Annotated in this window: 6 protein-coding genes; all 6 read right to left on the bottom strand. The window is 42.1% G+C overall.

Annotation, left to right across the window (positions count from 1 at the left end):
• Positions 1 to 113: 113 nt before the first annotated feature.
• The 6 genes from QOR82_RS08710 to tsaE all read right to left on the bottom strand — a co-directional run bounded on the left by QOR82_RS08710 (position 114) and on the right by tsaE (position 5,232).
• Positions 114 to 998, bottom strand: a complete 885-nt coding sequence (locus tag QOR82_RS08710; RefSeq protein WP_283584358.1) for a PfkB family carbohydrate kinase — start codon at positions 996 to 998, stop codon at positions 114 to 116.
• On the bottom strand, positions 998 to 2,371 hold the full coding sequence (locus tag QOR82_RS08705; RefSeq protein WP_283584359.1) for a purine-cytosine permease family protein: 1,374 nt from the start codon (positions 2,369 to 2,371) through the stop codon (positions 998 to 1,000). Before QOR82_RS08705 ends, QOR82_RS08710 begins: the two co-directional genes overlap by 1 nt.
• Before the next feature lie 20 nt (positions 2,372 to 2,391).
• Positions 2,392 to 3,390, bottom strand: a complete 999-nt coding sequence (locus tag QOR82_RS08700) for an ADP-ribosylglycohydrolase family protein (protein WP_283584357.1) — start codon at positions 3,388 to 3,390, stop codon at positions 2,392 to 2,394.
• A 22-nt stretch (positions 3,391 to 3,412) separates the two neighbouring features.
• Complete coding sequence (locus QOR82_RS08695) at positions 3,413 to 4,111, bottom strand: GntR family transcriptional regulator (RefSeq protein ID WP_283584356.1); 699 nt, start codon at positions 4,109 to 4,111, stop codon at positions 3,413 to 3,415.
• Between the two features lie 154 nt (positions 4,112 to 4,265).
• A complete protein-coding gene (locus QOR82_RS08690) occupies positions 4,266 to 4,787 on the bottom strand; it encodes a GNAT family N-acetyltransferase (RefSeq protein WP_283584355.1) in 522 nt (173 codons plus the stop codon).
• On the bottom strand, positions 4,780 to 5,232 hold the full coding sequence (gene tsaE, locus QOR82_RS08685; RefSeq protein ID WP_408612940.1) for a tRNA (adenosine(37)-N6)-threonylcarbamoyltransferase complex ATPase subunit type 1 TsaE: 453 nt from the start codon (positions 5,230 to 5,232) through the stop codon (positions 4,780 to 4,782). The genes QOR82_RS08690 and tsaE overlap by 8 nt, the downstream gene beginning before the upstream one ends.
• Positions 5,233 to 5,384: the final 152 nt, after the last annotated feature.

The following is a 5,384-nucleotide window of genomic DNA, read 5'->3' as shown; positions in this document are numbered from 1 at the left end:
TTTGGTTATTAAACTAATTCTACCCGTTATGGGTTATTTTTTTAATTTATGTTGCACTTGAATTGTAAATTCTCAGACAAATTACAAAATCGCCTCGAAAAAAGCTGCCTCACTTATAGGCTGCCTGCCTCTTGGCAAATGACCTTAGCAGATAAGTCGTTGCCAATCTGGCAAGCCTCATCAATACTTTGTCTTTGAAGCAAGCCGGCAATTACACCTCCACAGTGAGTATCACCAGCACCAATAGTATTAACAACGCCACTAACTTTAGTGCTCTTAATCAAGCGACCACCCTTCTGGTCATAAAGATATGTTCCCTTCGCCCCTAAGGTAACGATCACAGGACTTTGAGTCTTTGTAAAGACTTCAGCTGCTTGTCTCTTTAATGAATTGGCCTTACTAAAAAAGCCAATCTCATCTTCATTTGCATTAATAATTACATGATGTTGCAATAAACGATCAATAATTTGTGATTCCATGTGGCTAATTCGCGGTGAAGCATCAAATAGGATATATGCATCATCTTCCCGATTATCCAGTTGATCCAGTATTAAATTAGCTGAGCTTGTATCTTCCATTTCATAACCACTGATGTAAAAGTACTGGTAATCAGCTAAATTGATCTTGTCGAACCAGTTCTTTTTCCATTCTTGTTCAATTCCAGGAACGGTAATAAATGTGCGTTCACCACTTGGCTCCACTAAACAAAGGTCCCACCCATTATCCTTGTCTGAATCAGTCAGAATAATATCAATATCTTTCTGTGACATAGTTTGACGAACCATCTTACTGTACTGCCCACGCCCAACCGGAACAAACAGGTCTGCAGCTTGTTTCCCCAAATAGGATCGAATGGCGCCATAAACGTTGAAAGCACAGCCCCCAATATTATAAGACTTTAACTTTGCTGTTACGTCCCCACCAGATTTAGGAAATTGTGCAATATCCATAATGACGTCAACAAAAGCAGCACCTATAATGAGACTTTTTTTAGCCATTAGGCAGCATCCTCTTTCTTATTTGAGCTCTTGACGAACAGAGAGAAAACAAACATAACTACAATAGCAGCAATCCCAGATACAAAGACAGCTAAACTACTGTTATTTTCGAAGATACCATGTGCAAACGGACCGCGGTAAGCAGCATTAGAAGTGAAAAGAAAACCAAAGATAGTGGCAATCACCCAACTAATAATCCCCGGCCAGTTGTAGTGAGTCGTAGAAGCTGGTTCCATCAACTTGACGTCATAACCATCTTTACGATAAATAACACTGTCCACTAAGAAAATCGCTACCCACGAAGCCAGGCAAATGCCCAAGAAGTTCAGGAATAATTCAAAATTGCTCAAAAAGTTACCGGAAATAAATAGAACATAAACTGAAATAATCAAAATAATGATCGCATGTAAAATTAATGAAGTCTTTTGGGACACTTCAATTCCGATCGTTGAAAGATTAATTCGCGCTGAGCGGAAGGAAACTAGACACTGGGGAATAATACCTCCGGCAGCGACTAAGAAGTATAAGAATCCAAACCATCCCGGAATTGCACCATACATAACTTGGTACGGGTCACTAGCACTTGCCAAATTAGGTGAAATCGTGCTTAGTAAAATCCCCCCAGCCATTAAAATAAACAATGGTGTTGCAGCACCTAAAGTGGTATTCCAAAAAGTTGCAGATGGACGAGTATTTGGCCGAACATAAGCACCCCAGTCAGCAGCAGCCATTGACCAAGAAATACTAGAACCTGCAGCAATAAAGGCAACCGCTGGCAACCAGCCGGTTACCCAACTACCTGGCTTCATCGCAAAAGCTTCATGCCAATTAGCCTTCATTAAGAACATAATTAACATAACCAGTGTTAAAACACCAAAAATCCAACTCATCCAAGTTTGGATTTTTGCCAATGTTTCTTCTTTAAAGATGCCAGAAAGGAACACTAGCCCAGCAAAGATAACTAAACAAATAAACTTTGTAAAACCAGTTTGTGGAATGTGGATAGTTTTTAACATTGCTGAAAACAATAAGGTTCCCGTAACGACATTGACTGCTAACCAGCCAACCATGTTCAGCCAAGCCATAAAGTTAGGAATTTTATTACCATGGGTACCAAAAGCAGCACGACTGAGCTTAAAAGTCGTTACCCCTTCACGCTGACCGATCATAGCAACCCAGCCAGGAATAGCAAACGTTAATGCCCCAATAAGAGCTGCCAAAATTGATTGCCAAAATGACAAGTGATAACTAACGACAATTGCTCCATAAACAAAGCCCATAATACCAATGTTGGCAGCAAACCAGTTATAAAATAGCTTACCAGGACTTAATGTTTTATCCTTCTCAGGAACTTTTACAAAATCATTATCCATCATCTTTCACCTCGATATTTTTATGCATTAAATCGACTAATCTGGTCAGCAAATTCTTCAATATTGTGTTGTGGATTTTTCTCATCAATTAAGTCTTTCCAATCCTGAGGAATCTGACTTGCTCCGACCTTTGCACCACAAATGGCCGTTGCCATTGCCCCAATCGTATCAGTATCCCCACCAAGATTAGTGCAGATAACGGCACTCTTTTTGACGTCTTTGGCGTAATAAGCAATACTCAATGCCGCCGGAATACTTTCTGAAATAGTTGTTCCAGTTCCCACAGTGTTATAAATTGCTTCACTAAAGGCATCATCATCGCCTGCATACTTGTGAGCTAAGTCGAGCCCAACTTCTAAACGTTCCTTATTATGAGCAGCCCACGTTGGCGCACCTAATTTGAATCCCGCATTATTTGCTCTTTCGGCGTAGGTAATGATTTGATCCCAACTGTAGTCCGCCAAAGCAGCAGTAACCGCCCCAGCAATCATACAAGCTCCAGAAATGGCAACATCGCTGGAGTGGGTAATCTTGGTGACCTCATAAACCATCTTGACTAAATCATTAAACTGATCGGGTTCGTATAACGTTCCAATTGGAGAAATCCGCATCCCACATCCATTAGTTAAAGCGGTTTTGGTAACTTCTTTTGGATCCTTACCCTCCTTAACCATCTTTAAAGCTGCTTTGCTGCTAGGTCCAAGAATGTTATTGGTCCAAGCACCAACAGCATCGGCCCATTTCATAATATGTTTCACCAAAATCTTGGTGTCTGGTTGCCAATCAGTTTCAATCAAAGCATCCAAAATCGCAAAGGCTTGATTGGTGTCGTCAGTATATTCACCAGCCTTAAAATTAATCGCTATATCATTATCATCAGTGCCATCCAAAAAAGTCGTAATGTGCCTACCAAATTTACTCCGGATCTTTTGAATCGGCCATAATTCAGTCGGCATGCCCATGGAATCACCAATTGCTTGCCCATATAATGCTCCTAAAATTCTATCTTTATCCCGCATAAAAAAATTCCTCCCTGAAAAATTAAATGCCTAATGTCAAATCAAATTCAGCAAAATCGCTGTAGGTAACTCTGACCTTTTCAACAACTTCACCCTGCTCGTCACGGACGATACCTTGTGTTTGTAACAACGGATCGTTGACTTTGCATTTAAATGCCTCAGCCAGTTCATCGTCAGCTGAAACAGCAACCATTCGCAACATCGTTGTTGCCGGAATTACTTTATATTCCTTCCGTATTACGGAATAAAGTGATTGCTTAGCAAAATCATATTTATCTAAACCCTTAAAACGGCTGAGATTAAGTCGTGATTCATCCACAGTCATGGGAACAGTAGAAGAATCAGTCTTGAAGATCCGCAAACGTCTTAACAACAATGTGGGCGTTCCCTGCTCCTCAACAATCTTGTGTGTCAATACTTTGTTAATCGGCGTTGCTCCAATTTGCAAAGCATAATCAGATAAACCTTTGAAGTTAAATAACTTCACTTTAGGCCGCTTTTGACGAACAAAGGATCCTTTTCCTTGAACCTTTTCAATGAGGCTCATTTGTTGTAAATCCTTCAATGCTTTTTGCACTGTGGAGCGTGTCACCCCAAATTCATCGGCATATTCTGATTCAGACGGTAATTTTTCGCCTACCTCTCGATGATTAAAAATATCGTTTTGTATTGCAGAAACAATCTGTGCGCGCAAACTATTATTTGGCTTTTGTAAATTCATATTCTTTCTCATCCCTATTACTTGAGTACTCAAGTACACAATAACTGATTGTCCAAATTTTTACAAGCGCTTACAGCAATCGGCAAAAGAAAAAAACTTACCACCACGAAAATACCGCTTCAGTAAGGTCAATTGATTTTAACTTCTAGCTTGATCAATAGCTCATATGTATCAACTCTTTCATCAGGCCATGTGCGTCCTTGCCCTGGCCTCGCTGAAGTTCGCGAAAGCCATAGTGGCGATATAGGCGAATTGCCCGGTGATTATCCGCAAAGACGTCCAACACAAGCTCCTGCAAAGAACTACCATGTTGGTACCAGTCCAAAATAACATCTAGCAGGGCGCTACCAATCCCGTTATGCCAATATTGACGTTCCACAACAACGCCCAGCTCGCCTTGTTGCGGCTGCTCGCCGACCACCATGATCGTCGCCACACCGATAACATGCTCAGCAAGGGTAGCAATAACGACCTCACAGTCACTGCTATTTTGGATGGTGGCCAAGTTGTCAGCTTCACTCGCTACTGTCAGATGATCGAGACCGGCGATTAAAACCGCATCACTCTCCTGGCTAGCCTGTCGCAGGAAATGGATGATAGCAGCCGCGTCAGCAGCCACCGCTTCTCTGATCTGAACGTCTTGATCATCACGAACTTCCTGGCTCGTCCTAGTCATGGGCCAATAAATCCTTTACTAATTGTTCAAAATGCTGGCCATGGGGTTCAAATTCCAGCACCCGTTGGCTTTCGTCATCAGTTCGTTTGAAATGAATCGCCAAAAAGTCGTCTGGCAGCTCGTCAGCAACATACTCAGCCCACTCGACGACACAGACACCATCGCCATCAAAGTATTCCTCGAGTCCCAGATCGTCACCACCGCCTTGCTCCAGCCGATAAACATCCATATGAAAGAGCGGCAAACGACCATCACGGTATTCCCGAATGATGGTAAAAGTCGGGCTCTTCACTAACTCTGGGATGCCGAGACCCGCAGCGATCCCCTTCGTAAAGGTGGTCTTGCCGGCTCCCAAGTCACCATTCAACACAATCACATCACCTGGCATCAGATTCGGTGCCAGCCGTTTACCCAGGGCAATGGTCTGCTCCCGGCTCGTCATCATAATCTTATCCACGATTCAATTCACCTCGCCGTTAATTGTCTTCATTTTACCATGGATATGAAAACGGGACTGGAGAAAAGCGATTCTAGAATATTCGGTACTGATAAGAGTAATTCTTATCGGTGCCGTTTTTTGTTGCTTCGCTATACCAT

The organism is Limosilactobacillus difficilis, assembly GCF_947387495.1.
In the GTDB taxonomy this organism is placed as follows: Bacteria; Bacillota; Bacilli; order Lactobacillales; family Lactobacillaceae; genus Limosilactobacillus; species Limosilactobacillus difficilis.
The sequence above is the reverse complement of the archived record's forward strand: the minus strand, read 5'-3'. Positions and strand labels throughout refer to the sequence as shown.

Excerpts from the sequence above, each read along its gene's own strand:
- QOR82_RS08705 (WP_283584359.1), bottom strand. The coding sequence starts at position 2,371 with ATGGATAATGATTTTGTAAAAGTTCCTGAGAAGGATAAAACATTAAGT.
- QOR82_RS08695 (WP_283584356.1), bottom strand. The coding sequence starts at position 4,111 with ATGAATTTACAAAAGCCAAATAATAGTTTGCGCGCACAGATTGTTTCT.
- QOR82_RS08700 (WP_283584357.1), bottom strand. The coding sequence starts at position 3,390 with ATGCGGGATAAAGATAGAATTTTAGGAGCATTATATGGGCAAGCAATT.
- QOR82_RS08690 (WP_283584355.1), bottom strand. The coding sequence starts at position 4,787 with ATGACTAGGACGAGCCAGGAAGTTCGTGATGATCAAGACGTTCAGATC.
- QOR82_RS08710 (WP_283584358.1), bottom strand. The coding sequence starts at position 998 with ATGGCTAAAAAAAGTCTCATTATAGGTGCTGCTTTTGTTGACGTCATT.
- tsaE (WP_408612940.1), bottom strand. The coding sequence starts at position 5,232 with ATGATGACGAGCCGGGAGCAGACCATTGCCCTGGGTAAACGGCTGGCA.